The organism is Bradyrhizobium sp. F1.13.3 (assembly GCF_040548265.1).
Lineage (GTDB): Bacteria > Pseudomonadota > Alphaproteobacteria > Rhizobiales > Xanthobacteraceae > Bradyrhizobium.
This window is the reverse complement of the sequence record NZ_JBEPRI010000014.1, coordinates 91,722-110,582: the sequence shown is the minus strand read 5'-3', so window position 1 is coordinate 110,582 and position 18,861 is coordinate 91,722. Positions and strand designations below refer to the sequence as shown.

The 18,861-nt window shown below is 64.1% G+C and carries 18 protein-coding genes; 7 read left to right on the top strand and 11 right to left on the bottom strand.

Annotated features, from left to right (window positions below; all coding sequences use genetic code 11):
- Positions 1–79: 79 nt before the first annotated feature.
- A complete protein-coding gene (locus tag ABIB66_RS31270) occupies positions 80–1,756 on the top strand; it encodes a mucoidy inhibitor MuiA family protein (protein WP_354059802.1) in 1,677 nt (558 codons plus the stop codon).
- Here the strand turns inward: ABIB66_RS31270 and ABIB66_RS31265 are convergent.
- The 4 genes from ABIB66_RS31265 to ABIB66_RS31250 are packed head-to-tail and all read right to left on the bottom strand — an operon-like array spanning position 1,753 to position 4,819.
- Positions 1,753–2,562, bottom strand: a complete 810-nt coding sequence (locus tag ABIB66_RS31265) for a heme ABC transporter ATP-binding protein (RefSeq protein WP_354256885.1) — start codon at positions 2,560–2,562, stop codon at positions 1,753–1,755. The genes ABIB66_RS31270 and ABIB66_RS31265 overlap by 4 nt on opposite strands.
- Entirely contained in the window at positions 2,559–3,656 is a 1,098-nt protein-coding gene (locus ABIB66_RS31260) for a FecCD family ABC transporter permease (RefSeq protein WP_354059806.1), read from the bottom strand. Before ABIB66_RS31260 ends, ABIB66_RS31265 begins: the two co-directional genes overlap by 4 nt.
- Entirely contained in the window at positions 3,653–4,606 is a 954-nt protein-coding gene (locus tag ABIB66_RS31255; RefSeq protein ID WP_354101499.1) for a heme/hemin ABC transporter substrate-binding protein, read from the bottom strand. The genes ABIB66_RS31260 and ABIB66_RS31255 overlap by 4 nt, the downstream gene beginning before the upstream one ends.
- A 6-nt stretch (positions 4,607–4,612) precedes the next feature.
- Positions 4,613–4,819: a hemin uptake protein HemP gene (locus ABIB66_RS31250; RefSeq protein WP_354060862.1), complete on the bottom strand. Its 207-nt coding sequence runs from the start codon at positions 4,817–4,819 to the stop codon at positions 4,613–4,615.
- 257 nt (positions 4,820–5,076) lie between these two features.
- On the opposite strand from ABIB66_RS31250, the gene ABIB66_RS31245 reads away from it, so the two are divergent.
- The 6 genes from ABIB66_RS31245 (at position 5,077) to ABIB66_RS31220 (ending at position 10,569) form a co-directional block, all read left to right on the top strand.
- Entirely contained in the window at positions 5,077–7,473 is a 2,397-nt protein-coding gene (locus tag ABIB66_RS31245; protein WP_354204778.1) for a TonB-dependent hemoglobin/transferrin/lactoferrin family receptor, read from the top strand.
- Between the two features lie 134 nt (positions 7,474–7,607).
- Positions 7,608–7,940 (top strand): heme-degrading protein HmuQ, encoded by a 333-nt coding sequence (hmuQ, locus tag ABIB66_RS31240; RefSeq protein ID WP_354204780.1) that lies wholly within the window; start codon positions 7,608–7,610, stop codon positions 7,938–7,940.
- A 29-nt stretch (positions 7,941–7,969) separates the two neighbouring features.
- Complete coding sequence (gene hutX, locus ABIB66_RS31235; protein ID WP_354204782.1) at positions 7,970–8,482, top strand: heme utilization cystosolic carrier protein HutX; 513 nt, start codon at positions 7,970–7,972, stop codon at positions 8,480–8,482.
- A 27-nt stretch (positions 8,483–8,509) separates the two neighbouring features.
- Positions 8,510–9,289, top strand: coding sequence for a tonB-system energizer ExbB (gene exbB / locus ABIB66_RS31230; RefSeq protein ID WP_354256882.1), 780 nt, complete (start codon positions 8,510–8,512; stop codon positions 9,287–9,289).
- 3 nt (positions 9,290–9,292) lie between these two features.
- Entirely contained in the window at positions 9,293–9,739 is a 447-nt protein-coding gene (exbD, locus tag ABIB66_RS31225; RefSeq protein ID WP_354204786.1) for a TonB system transport protein ExbD, read from the top strand.
- Positions 9,739–10,569 (top strand): energy transducer TonB family protein, encoded by an 831-nt coding sequence (locus ABIB66_RS31220; RefSeq protein ID WP_354204788.1) that lies wholly within the window; start codon positions 9,739–9,741, stop codon positions 10,567–10,569. Before exbD ends, ABIB66_RS31220 begins: the two co-directional genes overlap by 1 nt.
- 164 nt (positions 10,570–10,733) lie before the next feature.
- Here ABIB66_RS31220 and ABIB66_RS31215 read toward each other — a convergent pair whose 3' ends face one another.
- The 7 genes from ABIB66_RS31215 to ABIB66_RS31185 all read right to left on the bottom strand — a co-directional run bounded on the left by ABIB66_RS31215 (position 10,734) and on the right by ABIB66_RS31185 (position 18,808).
- Entirely contained in the window at positions 10,734–12,089 is a 1,356-nt protein-coding gene (locus tag ABIB66_RS31215; protein ID WP_354204790.1) for an esterase-like activity of phytase family protein, read from the bottom strand.
- 103 nt (positions 12,090–12,192) lie between these two features.
- Positions 12,193–13,197, bottom strand: a complete 1,005-nt coding sequence (locus ABIB66_RS31210; RefSeq protein ID WP_354204792.1) for an alpha/beta fold hydrolase — start codon at positions 13,195–13,197, stop codon at positions 12,193–12,195.
- A 50-nt stretch (positions 13,198–13,247) separates the two neighbouring features.
- The gene (locus ABIB66_RS31205; protein WP_354204794.1) at positions 13,248–14,219 is read right to left on the bottom strand and encodes an MBL fold metallo-hydrolase; all 972 of its coding nucleotides are present in this window, start codon (positions 14,217–14,219) and stop codon (positions 13,248–13,250) included.
- 132 nt (positions 14,220–14,351) lie between these two features.
- Positions 14,352–15,248, bottom strand: coding sequence for a carbohydrate ABC transporter permease (locus tag ABIB66_RS31200; protein WP_106942023.1), 897 nt, complete (start codon positions 15,246–15,248; stop codon positions 14,352–14,354).
- On the bottom strand, positions 15,241–16,197 hold the full coding sequence (locus tag ABIB66_RS31195; RefSeq protein ID WP_354204797.1) for a carbohydrate ABC transporter permease: 957 nt from the start codon (positions 16,195–16,197) through the stop codon (positions 15,241–15,243). The genes ABIB66_RS31200 and ABIB66_RS31195 overlap by 8 nt, the downstream gene beginning before the upstream one ends.
- A 136-nt stretch (positions 16,198–16,333) precedes the next feature.
- Positions 16,334–17,677: an ABC transporter substrate-binding protein gene (locus ABIB66_RS31190; protein WP_354059826.1), complete on the bottom strand. Its 1,344-nt coding sequence runs from the start codon at positions 17,675–17,677 to the stop codon at positions 16,334–16,336.
- Between the two features lie 87 nt (positions 17,678–17,764).
- Entirely contained in the window at positions 17,765–18,808 is a 1,044-nt protein-coding gene (locus ABIB66_RS31185; protein WP_354256879.1) for a C-terminal binding protein, read from the bottom strand.
- Between the last annotated feature and the right edge of the window lie 53 nt (positions 18,809–18,861).

Here is an 18,861-nt window from a genome sequence, read left to right as displayed (position 1 = left end):
CTGCCGCGTCCAACCATGTTGGCGAGGCATTGGATCGCGCGTCCGGCTGGCGGCGGCGATGAGTTGGAGGAGGGACTTGATGCGCATCACCGCAAAATGTTTGGCAACGACGAGCCTGGTTCTGTTGACCACGGCATTCGCGTCGCCGTCATGGGCCGCAGAATTGGACGCCACATCGGCCATCGATACCGTCACCGTTTACCCCGATGGCGCGACCGTCACCCGCGTCATCGCGGTGGACCTGCCGTCTGGTGACTCGACGCTCATTGCCAAGGACTTCCCGCTTGGTCTCGACACCTCCTCGATCCGGGTGGAGGGCGAGGGGGGAGCGAAGCTCACCATCGGCACGATCGATGCGCGAACACCGCGTGCGGCGCCGGTCAATTTGCCGGAGCTGGACAAGCGCATCGAGGCGCTGAACGACCAGCGCGCCGACCTGCAAGGCGCGATCGACTCGGCCAATGCGCGGCGCAAATTCGCGGAGCATTTTGCGGAAGCGTCGCCCGCGGGCATTGGCGACAAGGGCGAGGCGCGGCCGATTGCCGAATGGCGCACGGCCTTTGCCACCGTCGGTGAGGAAATTGCGAGCGCCGATACCGCCGTCCGCGACGCCACGCGCAAGATGCGCGAGATTGATCGGCAGATCGCCCAGCTCGAAGTCGAGAGGAAGGCCAAGCCGCCGAGCAAGCTCGAAGTCCGCATGGACATCGCCGCGCCGGCAGCAACCAAGGCGACGTTGAGGGTCACCTACAATGTCCGCAACGCCCGATGGCTGCCGCTCTATGACGCCCGGCTCGACACCGGCGCCAAGGACCGCAAGCCGCAGCTCGAATTGGTCCGCCGCGCCGAGGTCACGCAATCAACCGGCGAGGACTGGTCCAACGTCACGCTCGGCGTCTCCACGGTCCGCATCGGCCGCGGCGGCAGCGCGCCGGAGCTGAATTCGCTGGTCGCACAATATCCGCAGGTACCGAGGCCGCGGGCGCTGGGTTCGCTTTCGGATTCGTCAATGCCTGCGGCGGCGCCAATGCAGCAGCGAAAGATGGAAACGTCCGCGGCCAAGGCGGCCGACGACATTCGCGAGCGCGCCGAAGAACAGCAGGCGGTCGCCGAGATCGGGGACTTCCAGGCTACCTACAAAATTCCCGGCCGCGTCAGCCTCGGCGCCGCCGAGGGCGCCAAGAGCCTGCGCATCGCCTCGGTGACCGTGCCCGCCGATCTCACGGTGCGCGCGGCACCGGTGATGGATCCCACCGCCTTCCTCGAAGCCAGCTTCAAGCAGGCCGACGACACGAGCCTGTTGCCGGGCAAGGTCGCAATTTATCGCGATGGAACCTTCGTCGGCCGCGGCAAGCTCTCGCCTTCGGCCAAGGACGATATTGTGCGGCTCGGCTTCGGCGCAGACGACAAGGTCAGGATCGAGCGCGCGGTGCTCAAGCGCAACGAAGGGTCGGCCGGTCTCCTGGTCACGACGTCGAAGACCGACGAGCGATCGTTCAAGACGACGATCCGCAATGGTCACGACTTCCCGATCAAGGTCGCGATCGAGGACCAGTTGCCGATCAGCGAGAGCGAGGACATCCTCGTCGAGATGCTGCCTGCGACCACGCCGCCGACCGCAAGCAACATTCGTGACCGGCGCGGCGTCCTGGAATGGTCGTTCGACGCCAAGCCCGGTGAGGTCAAGGACATCAACTTCGCCTGGCGCATCCGTTGGCCGAAGGACAAGAGTATGGTGATCGTGCCGGCGGGCTAAATTCCCGCCACAGGCGGCACCGCGCGCATCGATTGCGGCAACACGTAAGGTACGCCGTCGTCAGCCTGATGGACGACGGCGTCGATCTCGAAGATGTCGCGGATGGTCTCGCGTGTGACGACATCGGCGCGCGGGACGTCGGAGGCGAGCCGGCCGCGGTTCAGCACGACCAACCGGTCGGCAAATCGGATCGCAAGATTGAGATCGTGCAGGATCGCGATGACGGCGGTGCCATCCGCCGCGCGGCGGCGCGCGGCTTCGACGAGGTCGATCTGGTGACGCAGGTCGAGGCTCGAGGTCGGCTCGTCCAGCAGCAGAAGGCCCGGTCCGTGCTCGGCCTCGCCGCAGGCGAGCTGCACCAGCACGCGGGCGAAATGGGCGCGCTGCTGCTCGCCGCCTGACAGCGTCGGCAATTGTCGTTCGCGAAATTTCGTCAGGCCAACCTCGTCCAGTGCGGCATCGACAAGCGGACCGGGATCGCGCAAGCTGCGGTCGCCCGCGCCCATCAGCACGATCTCCCCGACCGTGAAGGGGAAGGTGACGTTGATGTGCTGGGACAACATCGTGCGGCGCGCGGCGAGTTCGCGTGGCGTATAGCTGCGGAGATCGCGCTGCTGCAGCCGCACCTCGCCTTCGCTCGGGCGGAGGTCGCCCGAGAGCAGCCGCAGCAGCGTCGACTTGCCGGCGCCGTTCGGACCGATGATGGCGACCATCTCGCCGGCCCCCACGCTCAGGTCGACGCCATCGAGTAGCGTCGCGCGTCCGGCGCGCTTGGTTAAAGCACGGGCTTCGATCACGGCGCTCATAGCGAGGCCAGCCCGCGCTGCCGCAGCAGAATCCCTAGGAAGAGGGGGGCGCCGACCGCGGCGGTCAAGATGCCGATCGGCATTTCCGCCGGCGCCACGATGGTGCGCGCCAGCGTGTCGGCGCCGACCATCAGGATCGCACCGAGCAGCACCGAGGCCGGAAGCAGCAGGCTGTGCGTCGGGCCGATGACGAGGCGCAACAAATGCGGCACGACAATGCCGACAAAGCCGATGACGCCGCTGATCGACACCGCGACGCCGGTCATGGCGGAGACCATGACGATCGAGATCCGCTTCAGCCGCTCGACGTCGACGCCGCCATGAAAGGCGTCGGCCTCGCCGAGCACCAGGAGATCGAGACCGCGCGCGATGTAGGTGCAGGCCAAGAGCCCGACGACCAGGATGGGCGCGAGCACGGCGGCCTTGGTCCAGGTCGCGCCGCTCATCGAGCCCAGCAGCCAGAACGTGATGTCGCGGAGCTGGCGGTCGTCGGCGACGAACACCAGCAGGCCGATGCCGGCATTGGTGATCGCGGTGATGGCAACGCCGGCGAGCAGGAAGATTGCGATCGAGGTCCGCCCCGAGCGGCTGGAGATGCCGTAGAGGGTCGCGGTCGTGACCAGCGATCCCGCAAAAGCCGCAAGCGGCAACAGCTCGGTCTGCAGGAAATGCAGCGTCTCGCCCAGGCGTGAATCGGTGAAGACAATGGCACTTGCGGCCGCGAGCGCGCCGCCGCTGGAGACGCCGACCAGCGCAGGATCGGCGAGCGGATTGCGGAACAGGCCCTGCATGATTGCGCCGGCCGCGGCGAGCAGGCCGCCGACTATCGCGGTCGCCGCGATCCGGGGGATGCGGATCGACCACAGTACGAGCTGGTCACGGGCAGTCATGGCATCGGCGGCTGCGTTGCCGGCAAAGCCGAGCGCGGCAGGCAGCCGCGAGAGGGGAATGCCGGCCGCGCCGACGGTTAGCGCAACGGTCGCCATGACGGCGAGCGCCGCGAGGAGAAGGGGAAGCGCAACCGACCCGAACCTGCGTCCCCTGCCGGCGCGTTGCGCAGCGCTACGCGCTCCAGTCCCGACCGCAACACTCATTGCCGGCAGTTCGCCGCCGACAAGGCCGAGGCGAACGTACCACCCCGGTCGGACAATGCCGGATAGAGCTTGACGGAGAGATCGCGCGCCGCCGCCGCGGTGCGCGGCCCGAAGCCGAGCAGGTAGAGCCCGTTCATCGTGATGAAACTCTTGTTGGCTGCGACCGGCGTCAACGCAAAGCCGGGATGGGCATAGATCGCGTCGGCCTGGAGTGAGTCCTTGCCGCGCTCGATCGAGAGCACGACATCGGGCTTCGCCGCTACGATCGCCTCGTCGCCGATGATCTTGTAGCCGTCGTAGTCGTCCACGGCATTGGCGGCGCCCGCGAGCTGGATGATCTCGTCGGCGGCGGTCTTGTGGCCGGCGACCATGGCGCGTCCGTTCTGGAGCGACATCACGAACATCACGCGGACCGGCTTCGTCACCTTGGCGCGCAGTGCGCGCAGCTGCGCGAGATCGGCGCTGACCGCCGCGCTCAGACATTCGGCGCGCGCGTCGACGCCCATGGCATGGCCGACCAGTCTTATTTTCTCGATCAGGCCGTCCTCAGTGAAAGTCTCCGGCACCAGCACCAGCGGCACCTTCGCCGTCTCCAGCAGGTCCATGGTCTCGCGCGGGCCCGACCCCTGGATCGCCAGGATCAGAGTGGGGTTGAGGCCGAGCACGCCCTCGGCTGAAATCTGGCGCATGTAGCCGACATTAGGTTTGTCGCGCAGCGCCGCTGCCGGATAAAGACTCGTGGTGTCGACACCGACCAGCCGGCTCTCGAGCCCGAGCGCATAGAGAATCTCGGTGATGGCGCCGCCGATCGAGACGGTCCGTGCAAAGTCGGCGACAGCGACATCGCGGTTGCGCGCGTCATGCACGGTGATACCGGCGGCGTACGCGCTGGACGCGAACGCGATCGTGCCGGAGAGCAGGAGCTTCTTGAGGGTGCGACAAAATGCCATTGCAGGTTACTTCGTCAGGATCAGCTTGTTCTGCGAGGTCAAACGCAGGCGATAATTGTCCTCGCCATGCGCGATGATGATCTCGCGCTCGGCCGCAAACAGCTCGCGGCTGTCGATCCGGCTCCCTCGCATAATGAGGGTTCTCGTTGTTGCAGAAGGGCTTTGTGTCGGCCCTGCCGCATCGCCGTCGCTGTCTCCGGACGTTGCTGACATGGTAGGTGTGATGCGCTTTCGAAATTTCAGATGCGTCTTGCTTGTATAAGCGGCGCGAAGCGCATTCCAACGGCGACGATTTACAATCGATATAAACTGCAACCTGATGTCATTGACCGTCGAAGTGTTGCCACGTAACCAATTAAGGCAGCGGACAGCTTGTCCGCGTCTCGAGAACATCAGCCAGCCAGTCGTTCGCTTTGCGAACGCACGCCAGCCAAAAGACTCCAAAAAGTGAAGTGCAGGCTGGGGCTGATATGGCTGACGGGGCTAGGTATTCGCGCGCCCTTATTTTGGGCGCGTCGGTGGTTTCAATTGCGGCATTGGTGACGGAGAGCGGCCTCGCGCAGACTGCTCAGCCGCAAGCCGAGAGTGTGTCGCCGGAGCGGCCGAAGCAGGCCAAGCGCAAGCAGCCCAAGCCGCGGGTCGCGCAGCAGGCGGCGCCCGATGCCATGAACGCCCGCGCCCAGGCCGGCGGCGTCGCGCCCGTTCAAGCGCTCGACACCATCACGGCCGCGGCCTCAAAGACCGAGGAGCGTGCCGTCGATGCGCTTGCGCCGGTCAGCGTCGTGACGTCGGCGCAGATCGAGGCGCGGCAGGCCAGTACCGTCGGCGATCTCATCTACAACGTGCCGGGCGTGTGGGTTCAGAATCGCGGCGACGAGCCGTCGACCTCGATCAACATCCGCGGCTTGCAGGATTTCGGCCGTGTCGCTGTCGTCGTCGACGGCGCGCGGCAGAACTATCAGCGGACCGGTCATTTCGCAAACGGCTCGTTCTTCCTCAATCCCGAGCTGATCGGCGGCATCGACATCGTCCGTGGCCCCACCGCCAACATCTACGGCTCCGGTGCGATCGGAGGTGTGGCGTCGTTCCGTACCAAGGACATCGAGGATGTCGTGCGCGCGGGAGAGCGATGGGGCGTGGACGTCAAGACCATCCTTGGCAGCAATTACGGGCGTGCGCTCGGCTCAGCCTTCGGCGGCGTCCGCGTCAATCCGGATGTCGACGTGTTCGCCGGCGGCACCTACTCCACGCAGGAGAACTACAAGGACGGCACGGGCTTCGAGGTTGCCAATACGGGCAACCGCCTCACGAGCGGCATCGCCAAGCTGACGGTGCGGCCTGCGGACGGGCACGAGGTCAAGCTCGGCACGATCTTCCAGGAAGACATCTACCGCGTGGGCCAGCCGCCACGGCGCGTCGGTGATCCCAACTCGACCAATGCGAACGGCACCAACAATCTCGGCGGCACGTCGATCTACGCATCCAATGTCAAGAACTACACCACGACGCTCGGCTGGAAATATTCACAGCCGGACAATCCATGGGTCGATTGGGACGCGAAGGTGTACTGGAATCGCACCGAGAACGATCAGGTCAAGAGCGCGCATACGAGCGTAACGCCGTCGGTCTATTGCGGCGGCGTGCCTGGAAATGCCGTGTCGGGCTGTATCGGCAGTAATCGCGGATATCTGCTCGACACGATTGGCGTCGACGTGCACAACACGTCGCGCTTCGAGACCGGAAGCTGGCGTCACGCGTTGACCTACGGACTGGACGCGTTCCAGGACAAGGTATCGTCGCGCGACACGACCGGCACGTCGGAGGTCACGACGCCCGGCGGTCAACGCACGGTGTCTGGCGGTTTCGTGCAGTGGAAGGCGAACTATACCTCGATGCTCGAGGTGATCGGCGCGCTCCGGTACGATAACTATCAGCTTTCCTCGGCTTCCTCGTCGTCCGGCGGCGATCGGCTGTCGCCGAAGATCACGGTTGCGCTTGTTCCCACCGCGGTCGTGACGCCGTATGTCAGCTATGCCGAAGGCTATCGCGCTCCATCGATCACGGAGACGCTGGTCAGCGGGCCGCATTCGGGTGCCACGATCAACGACTCCTTCTTCCGCTGTCCGTCAGGCACACCGGGACCGGGCGCGGATTCGACTTTCTGCTTCGTGCCCAATCCGAACCTGCGGCCCGAGGTCGGCAAGAACAAGGAGATCGGCTTCAACATCAAGAAGAATGACCTGTTCACTCCGGGTGATACGCTGCGCGGCAAGATCAACGTATTCCGCAACGACATAACGGACTTCATCGATCAGGTCGCCTACGGAAATCCCCTGGTCGTTCCCACCGGTCCGCCGCCGGCACCGAGCATCACCGTGCTGCCGTTCCTGCAATATCAGAATGTGGCGTCGGCACGCATTCAGGGCCTGGAAGCCGAGGCGATGTACGACGCAAACCTCTGGTTCCTCGGTCTCTCCGGCACTTATCAAAATGGCAAGAACCTGCAGACGGGGTTTGGCCTGTACAGCGTTCCACCGCAGAAGATCACCACGACGGCCGGCGTGCGCCTGCTCGACCGTACCCTGATCCTCTCGGTGATGTGGACATCGGCCATCGCCAATTACGACATCCCACTGAGCTACACTCCGGCGACCTCGTACGATCTCGTGAATCTCTATGCCCAATATCAGCCGACGTCGGACCTCACGCTCAATTTCTCGGTCGAGAATCTCTTCAACCGGTACTACCGGCCTTACGCCATTCCGGTCGGCAGTACCGGCGATACGCAGAACGACGTGAAATGGGCGAGCGCCGGCGCGGGGCTCGTGATCAAGGGAGGCCTCAAGTACCACTTTGGCGGCACCTAAACAGACTGCCGGCGATCCCGATGGGGGCCGCATCGGCCTCCAAAGCCACGCCGATGTCCCCGGCGTGGTTTCGGCGCGTTCTGAAGACCCGATCGGCGTTCGCCGATCTGCATGACTGACAGGAGAAGAGTCGAATGTTCATCGCCATGAACCGTTTTCAAGTGAAGAAGGGCGCGGAGACCGCGTTCGAAACCGTCTGGGCTACCCGGGAATCCTATCTCGGCAGCATGCCGGGCTTCGTCGAGTTTCATCTCTTGAAAGGCCCCGAGGCCGAGGATCACACGCTCTATTCCTCGCACACCACCTGGGTCGACAAGGCGACGTTCGAGGCCTGGACGCGCTCGGATCAGTTTCGTCGTGCCCATGCCCGCGCCGACAATCCGACCGGCGAGAGCCTCTATCTCGGCCATCCCAAGTTCGAAGGTTTCGAGGTGATCCAGAGCGAGCGCAAGGCCGCGGCTGCCTGAGGCAGCGCGAAACACGAAAGGAGCTGGACATGCTGAGCACCGATCTCGCCGATCTCAAGGCGTATATGGCCGACAACCCCGGCGCGGTGATCGAGGACGTCGCGCGCGAGCGCAAGGTCACGTCGCGTGCGGTGATCGAGGCGCTGCCGTCGTCGATGGTTCGGGTGGGGGGCGGCGGGCATTTCGTCGCCGCCATGCAGGACATTGCCGCGTGGGGCGAGGTGACGCTGATCGTGCACACGGATGACGCGATCTTCGAGTTCACCGGCGCGATTCCCGCGGGCGAGATCGGCCGCGGCTATTTCAACCTGATGCAGCCGAAGGGCTTGCACGGCCATCTCCGCCACGAGCGCTGTGCGGCCGTTGTTTTCGTCGAGCGTCCGTTCATGGGCAAGACTTCCGCCTTCGTCGCCTTTGTCAATGCGGACGGCGGCATCATGTTCAAGGTCTTCGTCGGGCGCGACGAGACTCGGGCGCTGCGTGCGGACCAGCTTGTGCGGTTCCGGCAGCTTGCGGATCGCACGGCCGCGCCGGCCGCGTAGCTTTCTCTGTCTGTCGGGAGATCAGGCATGCGAAGCATTTCCAGCCTTCGGCACATGATTGGATCCATCCTGCTGGCGGCGCTCGCACCGACTCCAGCTTTCGCGATCGACGAAGCGCTGTTGCCGCGCAATTTGTCGCCCTGGGGCATGTTCCTCGGCGCCGATATCATCGTGAAGACGGTGATGGTGGGGCTCGCCGTCGCCTCGCTGGTGACGTGGACTATGTGGCTCGCCAAGTCCATCGAACTACGCCGCAAAGGCGCGCTCGCCTTGCAGCGGACGCGCGCGCTCGAAGGCAACATCAAGCTGATCGAGGCGGCAGAACAGACCGGCGACGCACACGACGCCGTCGCCCAGCTCATCCAGTCCTGCGTGAAGGAAGCAGAGCTCTCCGGCGGTATCCTCGACGACGGCCTTCAGGAACGCGTGGCGTTGCGGCTGGAGCGGGTCGAAGCCGCGATGTCGCGGCAGATCGCGCGCGGCACCGGCGTGCTTGCGACCATCGGCGCCACGGCGCCATTCGTCGGTCTGTTCGGCACGGTCTGGGGCATCATGAATTCCTTCATCGGTATCTCCGAGAGCCACACCACGAGCCTCGCAGTGGTCGCGCCCGGTATCGCGGAAGCGCTGCTCGCGACCGCGCTCGGCCTCGTCGCCGCGATTCCGGCGGTCGTGATCTACAATCACCTCGTCCGCGGGATCGCCAATTACCGGGCGCTGTTGGGCGATGCCTCGGCGCAGCTCATGTTGCTGGTGAGCCGGCAGCGCGACCACAGGGAGTTCCGCATGGCGCGGGCGGCGGAGTAGGCCATGGCCGCGAAGCTCGGCGCACGGTCGGGATCGCCGCTCAAGCGCGGCGATCCGGATGATCTCGACGTCACCCATGAGATCAACGTCACGCCGTTCATCGACGTGATGCTGGTGCTGCTGATCATCTTCATGGTGGCTGCCCCACTTGCCACCGTCGACATCGGGGTCGAGCTGCCGGCGACCGCGGCCGAGCCGGCGCCGCGGCCGGACAAGCCGGTCTTCCTCACCGTGAAGCCGGATCTCTCGATCGCGGTCGGCGAGGACGTCGTCGCCCGCGATGCGCTCGGCACCTCGCTCGATTCCGCCACCAAGGGCCGCAAGGACGAGCGCATCTATCTGCGCGCCGACAAGGCCGTCTCCTATGGCGACCTGATGGAGGTGATGAACAGCTTGCGCAACGCCGGCTATCTGAAAGTTGCGCTGGTCGGCCTCGACGGACGCAGCTGATGGTCGCGAACGCCTTTGCCCTGCACGAGCCGCTCGGCGAGCGGGAGGGGGCACAATGGAGCGTAGCGGCCGCGGTGATCGTGGCGTTGCACGTCGCGGCCGCGCTTCTTGCGACGAGTTGGCTCAAATCGCAGCCCGAGCGGGGCGTCAGCCTGCCGGCGATCATGATCGATATGGCGCCGGTGACGTCGGCACCGCATTCGGTGCAGGACGACGTCGCGCCGGGACCGGTGATGCAGGAGGCCGACGCCTCGCCGCCGGAGCCGGTGCAGCAGCAGGCCGTCGAGGAGACCATCGCGCCGACGCCTCCGCAGGAGAAGCCGGACGTCGTCGCGCCGCCGGAGCAGAAGCTGGAGCCGACACCGGCCAAGCCCGAGCCGGCGCAGATCGCGCCGGTCGAAAAGCCTGCGCCGGCGAAGCCGAAGCTGGTTCGTCGCGAGGCCAGGAAGCCGTCGGAGGCGATGCCCGCACCGCGCACCAGCGCTCCGCCGCGCGCCGAGCGTGAGGTGCCGATGGCATCCGCGATGAGCGCCGGCGCGGTGGCCGCCGTGATCGCATCCTATAATCAGCGGGTTCGCGCGCATCTGATGCGCTTCCACCAATATCCGTCCGGCGGCGGCGGTCAGCGCGGCGTTGCCAGGCTCAGCTTCACCGTCAGCCGCAGCGGACAGGTCACGTCGAGCCGGCTCAGTGGCTCGTCCGGTGTTGCCGCGTTCGACGCCCAGGCCATGTCGATGGCCCGCCAGGCCTCGCCATTTCCGCCGATCCCGGACGAGATCAAGAACGGCGTGATGAGCTTTACGATTCCGGTGGAGTTTACGGTGAGGTAGCTCGGTCTCTTCACCTCGCCCGGCTCGCGGGGAGAGGTCGGCGCGAAGCGCCGGGTGAGGGGGGACTCTCCGCGCGTCGCACTATTGCCTGCTTCGTGGATAGAGCCCCTCACCCCAACCCTCTCCCCGCAACCGCGGGGAGAGGGAGAGGAGAGAGCGTCAGCTTATTTCGCCTTCAGAAAATCCGCGACATCGAGCAGCATGAACTCGTCGTCGTCGGCCTTGTTGGGATCGCGGCTGGACGAGAACGGCAGATTGTTGTCGTTGCCGACGATGATGTGGGTTTCATCGACACGATCGACGTTCTCGATGGTGAAGAACGGGAAGGTGTAGACGCCGTCATTGAGCGGCTTCTTCGCCTTCTTGTCGGGATCCCTGATCTTCAGGAGGTCGATATAGCCGATCTTGCGCACGGGCTTGCCGACATTGGCCTCCGTGAGCTCGATCTTGTAGACGCGCTTGAACTTGGCCACGTCAGGGAAGCAGTTCTCGCCGCGGGTGCCTTGCGGGCAGGCCTTGTCGGGCGTGCCTTCGCCGTTGTCGCGCTCGATGATCAGGCCGGCGCTCGGATCGATCATGTTGAAGTCGCCGATGGCATTGCCGTTCTGCTCGAACACATACTGCCAATAGCGGCCGGTGAACTTCTCCGCGGCGACGTCGAATTCGAGGATGCGCGAGGCTTCCTTGCCGTCGACTTTCTCCCAGTCCTTCTTCTCGGCATCCCACAGCGGGCCCTCGAGCAGGCCGTAGAGAAACTTGCCGTCCTTCGAGGAGGCGAAGCCCTCATAACCCTTGGAGCGACGCAGGTTGACGTTGCTGTAGGTTGCGCCCGGCGCGGCCGGGGTCGCCACCGCCCAATGATCCGGCGAGCGCACCGGCTTGCCGTCGGCGACCGTCTCGAACAGCCCGAGAATCTTGCCGGTCTTGTCGGCTTTCAGGATGTAGGGGCCGAACTCGTCGCCGATCCAGAAGGTGTCACCGATAATCTGAAAACCCTCGGTGTCGAAATCGGAGCCGGTGAGATAGCGCCTCTCGGTGTCTTCATGCACGATGCGAAACGGCACGCGTCTGTCGGGATCGTGCAGGAACACGGTTTCCATCCGCTCGATCTTGCCGCTGGCCCAATCCATCTTGTAGCGGTTGAGGTACAGCATCGAATCCGGTGAATTGGCGCGCGCGCCCATGCCGTTGTCGGTGATGACCCAGAAGGTGCCGTCCGGCATGGTCTTGATGCCGGAATGACCCTGCAGCGGCTGGCCCTTGAACGGCAGCGACACGCCGGTCGCCCGCTCATAGGACTTGCCCATCACCGTGCCGAGCGCGTCGACCCGCTTGCCGGTGGTGTATTTGCCGGATGTCTTGAGATCGGCGGGCGCGTCTGCCGGCGCGTCGATGAACGTGGCAGCCGGCATCACCACGTGGCCGGCGAGCTTGGCGGGGAATTCACCTTCGCTCTGCGCGAGCGCGGAGCTCGCGGTAAGAATGATCGTTGCGACGGTGCCAAGAAAAGTCGGGCGCATGTGCGTCTCCTGTTAACGGAGACCGTCTTATGCGGACTGCGCATTGCAGATTTGTGAAGCCGGGCCAAACGCCGCGGCCGACGGTTATTTTCTTCCGGAATGATCAGGCGATCTTGCGGGAGAGGAAGCCGCGGATCAGCGGGACCATTTCGTCGAACTTGTCCTCGAGCGCGAAATGGCCGGTGTTGATGAGGTGAAATTCCACTTGGGGCAGGTCGCGTTTGTAGGGATGGGCGCCATCGGCCGGGAAGATGAAATCGTTCTTGCCCCAGACGATCAGTGTCGGCGGCTTGTGCTTGCGGAAATAGGCCTGTACCGCGGGATAGAGCGGCAAATTGGTCCGATAGTCGTAGAACAGGTCCATCTGGATTTCGCTGTTGCCGGGACGGTCGAGCAGCGCCTGATCCTGCACCCAATTGTCGGGTGAAATCCGGCTGACGTCGGACATGCCGTCGGTGTACTGGAATTTCGTCGTTTCCAGCGTGACCAACTTCATCAATGCCTGCCGGCTGGCATCGGATCCGTCGGCCCAGTATTGCTTGATCGGATTCCAGAACTCCTTCAGCCCTTCATCATAGGCGTTGCCGTTCTGCACGATCAGGCCGCTGATGCGCTCCGGATTCTTGAGCGCGAGGCGCCAGCCCACGGGAGCTCCGTAATCCATGACATACATCGCATAACGGGTGACGCCGAGCTGGTCGAGCAGGCCGCCGACAAGCTCGCCGAAACGATCGAACGTGTACTTGAATGTCGCGCGCGGTGGCATCTCGCTCTGGCCATATCCAGGATAGTCGGGAGCGATCACGTGGTACCTGTCGGCCAGTGCCGGGATCAGGTTGCGGAACATGTGGGAGGAGGTCGGGAAGCCGTGCAGCAACAGCACAACCGGGGCGTCCTTTGGGCCCGCCTCGCGGTAGAAGATCTTGATCCCGTCGACGGTCGCGGTTCGATGATAGGTGACCGGATAGGCACTGGCGGTGTGTGCGTCGCGCTCCGGCTTCGCGGATGCTGCCGTCGAAGAAAATGCGACAGCCGCTCCGGACAACCCAAGAACGAGACGGCGACGATCGAGGAGCGATGGCTTGCGTGTGGTCTCCGCGGTTTTCATGTCAATGTCCTTTCAAAACGATGAGTTCGCCGATGGCCGCGAGGCGTTTTTCAAACGCCCTGATAGACCAGCCGGGTGAAGAAGCCGGGATCGATCACGAACTGCCCCCATATCGCGTCGAACGCCGCTGTCGGCTTCGCCGCAACGGTTTCATCCCGCGTTCGTCCCTGCTTCTTGAGGCGGGCGACGTTGTCGCGAATCCCGACGAGCATGTCGCGAAAAGCCTGGAACTCGGCTTTGTTGCCGACGGGTTTGCCATGCCCGGCGATGACGATCGTGTCCTTGTCCATCGCCGCGAGATTGGCGTCGCATGCAGCGATCATCCCGTCGATGCTGCCGCCGGTCGAATAGTCGATGAACGGATAGATGCCGTTCCAGAACATGTCGGCGACGTGAACGATGTTGGCTTCCGCGAAGGTGACGGAGATATCGCTGTCGGTGTGCGCGGGCCCGTAATACTTCAGGCCGATCGAGCTTCCGTTGAGCTTGAGCTCGCGGCTGTCGGCAAAGACTTCGCTGGGGATTCCGCCCGCGCCGAGCGGAAGGAAATTGTAGTCCCAGTCCTCGACCCGCTGCACTTCGGCAAGGTGTTTGCGGGTGTTTTCCTGCGCAATGATTTTGGCGCCGGCTGCATGCAGCCATTCGTTGCCATCGGCATGATCGAAATGCCAGTGGGTGTTGACGAGATGGGTGACGGGATCGGCGCCCAGATCAGCCAGCGCTTTGGTAAGCTGGGGGCGTGAGACGCGGATGCCCGCATCGATCAGGACTTTGCCATCTGGTCCGGTCAGCACGGCGATGTTGCCGCCGGAGCCTTCCAGCACGGTGATGTTGTTTCGGAGCTTGTGCGTGACAATCGGCGATACCGCAGCACTGTCCTTGATCAGGCTGACGATGCCTCGCGCTTCTGCGTAGGCTTGCCTGGGGCTGAGCCATCCCGAAGCAGCGGCGGACGCAGCGGCGCCGACGCAACACAGGCAGAAACCGCGTCGAGATAACGACGGGAGCTTTGGCGAACGCATGCAATTCTCGCTTTCTCGAGCGACAATCGAGGCGCCAATGATCGACCCCGCTGTCACGATGGAGCGTGGGGCCAATACAGCAAGCAGTCTATCACGATAGCACGATCGACTGCGCTTGCGCGCAGCCGCGGGTTACTCCTTTACCGCCCCCGTCAGCGACGACACGTAGTAGTCGACGAACAGCGAGTAGAAGATCGCAACCGGCAGCGAGCCGAGCAGCGATCCCGCCATCAGCGCCCCCCACTGGTAGACGTCGCCGGTGACGAGCTCGGTCAGGATCGCGACCGGCACCGTCTTGTTGGCGCCGCTCTGGATGAAGGCGAGCGCGTAGATGAACTCGTTCCAGGACAGCGTGAAGGAGAAGATGCCGGCCGAGATCAGGCCGGGCACCGCCAGTGGCAGCGTGATCCGGCGCAGGATCTGGAGCCGTGTGGCGCCGTCCACCAGAGCGCATTCCTCGAGCTCGTAGGGAATCGACTTGAAATAGCCGATCAGGAGCCAGGTGCAGAACGGCACCAGGAAGGTCGGATAGACCAGGATCAGGGCGAGCGGGCTGTCGAACAGGCCGAACTGCACGACCACGGTTGCGAGGGGAATGAACAGGATCGACGGCGGAACGAGATAGGCGAGATAAATGCCGAGGCCGACATAGGGGCTGCCGCGGAAGCGCAGGCGTTCGATCGCATAGGCGGCAAGCGTGCTCGCGATCAGCGACAGCGTGGTCGAGCCGATCGCGACCAGCATCGTCGTCCATAGCCAGCGCGGATAGGCGGTGTTGAACAAGAGGTGCTTGATGTGCGCCAGCGTCGGCGAGGAGATCCAGAACGGATTGTGCTCCTTGTAGTTCATCAGCTCTGCGTTCGGCTTGAATGACGTGATCGTCATCCAGTAGAACGGAAACAGGAGGATCAGCACGAAGCAGCCGAGCGGCAGATAGATCATCATCAGCCGCCGCAACCCGGAATCCCAGGCCATGGTGTCCGGCGGTGTGGTGGCGACGGCGGCCGGTTGGGCGGCGGTATCAGTCATTGCTCTCTCCCTGCTGCCATTTGCGGCGCGCCAGGCCGAAATAAGAGAACAGCGTCGCGAACACGAGGAACGGGATCATCGACACCGCGATCGCCGCGCCCTCGCCGAGCTCGCCACCGGCAATGCCGCGCTGGAAGGCCAGGGTTGCCAGCAAATGGGTCGAGTTGCCGGGGCCGCCGCGGGTGATGGCGTAAACGAGCTGGAAGTCGGTGAAGGTGAAGATGATCGAGAAGGTCATGACGATGGCGAGGATCGGCATCATCATCGGGAAGGTGATGTAGCGGAACCGCTGCCAGGCGCTGGCGCCATCGAGCATCGCGGCCTCGTAAAGCGAGGGCGAAATGGTCTGCAGGCCCGCCAGCAGCGAGATCGCGACGAAGGGAATGCCGCGCCAGATATTGGCGGCGATCAGCGAGAAGCGCGCCGGCCAGGGCGAGCCGAGGAAGTCGATATTGGTGGTGCGCCAGTGCAGCACGTCGACCAGAAGGTAGGAGATGATCGAGAACTGCGGATCGTAGATCCACCAGAACGCCAGCGCCGAGAGCACCGTCGGCACGATCCAGGGCATCAGGATGATCGCACGCAACAGGCTCTTGAACGGAAAATGGTTGTTGAGCAGCAGTGCGAGCCAGAAGCCCAGCGCGAACTTCCCGAAGGTCGCGATCCCTGTGTAGACCACGCTGTAGAACACCGCGTTCCACCACAGGGAATCGGTCAGCAGATACTGGAAATTCTCGAAGCCGACGAAGACGCCTTTCCTGCCGATCGTGGTGTCGGTGAAGGCGAGCCAGATGCCGAGGCCGAGCGGATAGGTCAGAAACACCGTGAGCAGCCCGATCGCGGGTGCGAGGCACATCACGATCAGGACCGGCTTGTAGTCGAACAGGCGCACCAGCCAGGACGGCTGCCGCTGTGCGAGGGCGAGAGTGGGAAGTGTGGTCACGGACATCGGTTTGTTGTCCCGTCTCTGGAAGTCACCACGCCCGTCATTGCGAGGAGCGAAGCGACGAAGCAATCCAGGCTGTGACCGCGGGAACAGGCTGGATTGCTTCGCTTCGCTCGCAATGACGTGCTTCTGTGCAGCGTTACTTCTGCCGCCGGAAGTACCGCTTGCAGCGCTGCTCGGCTTCCGCGGCCGCGGCTTCCGGCGTGGCAGCGCCGGTCGCGACGGATGCGAACATCTGGATCAGCACGTAGTCGGCGCTCACGGCACCGGTCGCAGTCGAGATCGGGCCCGCGTAACCGTCGTAATAGGTGCTGTTCATGGTGTTCTTGAACAGCTGCACCTTGGGATCCTGCGACCACACCGAGGCCTCGGCATAGGCGGCCAGCGGCTGGGACCAGTAGCCGGAATTGGCGTTGAGCCACGGCTCGTACTGGTCCTTTTCGAGCATGTATTGCAGGAAGGCCTTTGCGGCGTTGGGGTACTGGCTGTGCTTGAACACCATGGCGTTCAGCGTCAGGCCCGCCATCGGAGAGACCTTGGCCAAGCCCTTCGGCAGCAACTGATGCTCGCTGTCGTCGGCGATCGCCTTGGTCGCCGGATCGTTCTTCAGCGAGAAATACAGCGAGACGCCGTTGGCGGTCAGCGCGATCTCCTGCGCGGCGTAGGCGCGGTTGTTGCTGACGTCATTCCAGGACGTCGTGCCGGCGATGAACGTCGGGTAGAGCTGCTTGACCCAGTTCAGCGCGGCGATGGTCTCCTTGCTGTTGATGACGACGTTGCCCTCTTCGTCGAGCAGGGCCGCGTTGTGCGACCATAGCGCCCAACTTGCGAACCCGTTGCCGTCTCCCTTGGCGTTGCCGAGCGCGAAGCCCGCCGGCTTGCCGGCCTTCTGGAGCTTCTGGCAAAGGTCGAGAATTCCGGCATGGTCTTCCGGCACCTTGTCGAAGCCGACCGATTGCAGGATCGACTTGCGGTAGATCACGGGGCCCGCGGTGGCTCCGAACGGCAGCCCGATCCAAATGGGGCTCTTGTTCTTCTTGCCGTAGCGCTGCGCCAGCGGCAGCCAGCCGCCGTACCGCTTGCCGAGATAATCGGCGACGTCGGTCAGCTCGACCAGCTTGTCGACATAGATGTGCGGTGCGTCAGAAAAGCCGATGATGATGTCGGGACCGGCGCCGGAATTCGAGGTCACCGCGGTCTGCTGGTTGATGTCCTCCCAGCCGACGAAATCGACCTTGACCTCGACGCCGGTCTCCTTGGTGAATTTCGCCGCATTGGCGCGGAATACATCTTCGTCGGCCTGGACGAAGCGTACCGGTCGCAGCATGCGCAGGGATGCGCCTTTCTCGATCGGCAGTTTCGGTGTGGGGACGTCCGCGGCCTTGATCGCGGATTGGGCATTTGCCGGAGCACCGGTTGCCGCGATTGCCGCAGCGGACAGGCCCAGCGCCAAGGCATCACGACGTGTGATGTCGTTCCTCATCGGTTCCTCCCTATATGTTTCCCTTCCCGGCGTTGGTCGCCGGTGAAGGGTCTTTCCGGTTGCCGGCGCGCCTTCGCGGCCGCCCGCCTAGCTGTTCGGGCCGCGGTCCATGCTGACAGGCTGCCAGCGGCGGAGCGCGGTGTCTTGCAGCACCGACGGATTGACGCAGCTTACCGGCCACATGCCCTGAAGCACCAGTGACAATTCGTAGCCCACCCGGCGCTTGCGCGCCTCGTCAAACCGTGCCGAGGCGGAGGCGACATGGGCGGTCAGGGTGACGTTTTCCATGCCGAGCAGCGGATTGTTGTGCGAGGGCGGCTCTTTCTCCAGCACGTCGAGGGCGGCATGGGCGATCCAGCCCTCCTGAAGCGCCTTGATCAGGCTTTCCTCGTCCACGGTGGCGCCGCGGCCGGTGTTGATGAAGACCGAGCCCTTCTTCATCTGCCGGAAGTGCTTCTCGGTGAGCATGTGATGCACCTCGGGCCGTGCGGGGGCGTGCATCGAGAGGAAGTCGGATTGCGACAACACCTCGTTCAGCGTCGCCGGAATCACGCCGTGGTCGGACATCAGCGTTTCCTGGATGAAGGGATCGTAGGCCATCATCCGCAGGCCGAACGGAGCTGCGCGTTTCGCAACTGCACGCGCGACGCGGCCGAACGAGATTAAGCCGAGCGTCTGGCCCATCAGCCGCGGAATCTTCGACAGCGCCGGCCGGCCTTCGGCCCAGCGGCCGCTGCGTACCATCCGGTCCTGCTCGACCAGCCGGCGGAAGCCCGCGAGCAGCAGCATCATGGCATGGTCGGCGACCTCCTCGATGAAGGTGTCGGGGATGTTGGTGACGGGAATGCCGCGCGCGGTTGCGGCCTTGATGTCGACGCTGTCGACGCCGACCGAGCCGAGCGTAATGACCTTGCAGCTCTCCAGCGCGTCGATGATGGTCCTGGTGATCGGGATGCCCTTGGCGTAGATGGCGTCCGCTGTCTTCGCGGCGGCAATGAACCCGGCCTCGTCGGCCGGCGCCTCGACGATCTCGGCGTCGATCGGATCGAGCGCTTCGCGCTCGTAGGAATAATCGCTGCTCGCGACCGTGAAGCTCGCGCCCTTCGGCGTCACCACCCTGTATTTCGGCATATCCTGCTCCCGATTTGGTTTCTTGTTGTGACCCGGACTTTGCGCGGGCCTTT

Bases quoted from the DNA above. Each gene is read 5' to 3' on its own strand.
- ABIB66_RS31270 (WP_354059802.1), top strand. From the start codon at position 80: ATGCGCATCACCGCAAAATGTTTGGCAACGACGAGCCTGGTTCTGTTG.
- ABIB66_RS31265 (WP_354256885.1), bottom strand. From the start codon at position 2,562: ATGAGCGCCGTGATCGAAGCCCGTGCTTTAACCAAGCGCGCCGGACGC.
- ABIB66_RS31260 (WP_354059806.1), bottom strand. From the start codon at position 3,656: ATGAGTGTTGCGGTCGGGACTGGAGCGCGTAGCGCTGCGCAACGCGCC.
- ABIB66_RS31255 (WP_354101499.1), bottom strand. From the start codon at position 4,606: ATGGCATTTTGTCGCACCCTCAAGAAGCTCCTGCTCTCCGGCACGATC.
- ABIB66_RS31250 (WP_354060862.1), bottom strand. From the start codon at position 4,819: ATGTCAGCAACGTCCGGAGACAGCGACGGCGATGCGGCAGGGCCGACA.
- ABIB66_RS31245 (WP_354204778.1), top strand. From the start codon at position 5,077: ATGGCTGACGGGGCTAGGTATTCGCGCGCCCTTATTTTGGGCGCGTCG.
- hmuQ (WP_354204780.1), top strand. From the start codon at position 7,608: ATGTTCATCGCCATGAACCGTTTTCAAGTGAAGAAGGGCGCGGAGACC.
- hutX (WP_354204782.1), top strand. From the start codon at position 7,970: ATGCTGAGCACCGATCTCGCCGATCTCAAGGCGTATATGGCCGACAAC.
- exbB (WP_354256882.1), top strand. From the start codon at position 8,510: ATGCGAAGCATTTCCAGCCTTCGGCACATGATTGGATCCATCCTGCTG.
- exbD (WP_354204786.1), top strand. From the start codon at position 9,293: ATGGCCGCGAAGCTCGGCGCACGGTCGGGATCGCCGCTCAAGCGCGGC.
- ABIB66_RS31220 (WP_354204788.1), top strand. From the start codon at position 9,739: ATGGTCGCGAACGCCTTTGCCCTGCACGAGCCGCTCGGCGAGCGGGAG.
- ABIB66_RS31215 (WP_354204790.1), bottom strand. From the start codon at position 12,089: ATGCGCCCGACTTTTCTTGGCACCGTCGCAACGATCATTCTTACCGCG.
- ABIB66_RS31210 (WP_354204792.1), bottom strand. From the start codon at position 13,197: ATGAAAACCGCGGAGACCACACGCAAGCCATCGCTCCTCGATCGTCGC.
- ABIB66_RS31205 (WP_354204794.1), bottom strand. From the start codon at position 14,219: ATGCGTTCGCCAAAGCTCCCGTCGTTATCTCGACGCGGTTTCTGCCTG.
- ABIB66_RS31200 (WP_106942023.1), bottom strand. From the start codon at position 15,248: ATGACTGATACCGCCGCCCAACCGGCCGCCGTCGCCACCACACCGCCG.
- ABIB66_RS31195 (WP_354204797.1), bottom strand. From the start codon at position 16,197: ATGTCCGTGACCACACTTCCCACTCTCGCCCTCGCACAGCGGCAGCCG.
- ABIB66_RS31190 (WP_354059826.1), bottom strand. From the start codon at position 17,677: ATGAGGAACGACATCACACGTCGTGATGCCTTGGCGCTGGGCCTGTCC.
- ABIB66_RS31185 (WP_354256879.1), bottom strand. From the start codon at position 18,808: ATGCCGAAATACAGGGTGGTGACGCCGAAGGGCGCGAGCTTCACGGTC.